Origin of the sequence: Photorhabdus caribbeanensis (assembly GCF_018448885.1) — a bacterium.
Taxonomy (GTDB): Bacteria; Pseudomonadota; Gammaproteobacteria; order Enterobacterales; family Enterobacteriaceae; genus Photorhabdus; species Photorhabdus caribbeanensis.
This window is the reverse complement of record NZ_RCWB01000177.1, coordinates 1-226: the sequence shown is the minus strand read 5'-3', so window position 1 is coordinate 226 and position 226 is coordinate 1. Positions and strand designations below refer to the sequence as shown.

Genomic DNA, 226 nt, shown 5'->3' with positions numbered 1-226 from the left:
TGTACATCCCCCAGAGTCGCCTTGCCACTCGCCGTCAGACTGATGCCGCCTTGCTCTGCGGTCAGTTTCGTCGTTTCAATGTCTTTACCATTAACGGTGATATCCGTTTGGGCCTGTACATCCCCCAGAGTCGCCTTGCCACTCGCCGTCAGACTGATACTACCTTGCTCCGCAGTCAGTTTCGCCGCTTCAATGTCTTTACCATTAACGGTAATATCCGTTTGGG

General features: G+C 53.1%; 1 protein-coding gene. It reads right to left on the bottom strand.

Annotation, left to right across the window (positions count from 1 at the left end; translation table 11 throughout):
- The coding region (locus EAE90_RS23530) for a hypothetical protein (RefSeq protein WP_214055480.1) at positions 1–226 on the bottom strand (226 nt) is incomplete at both ends.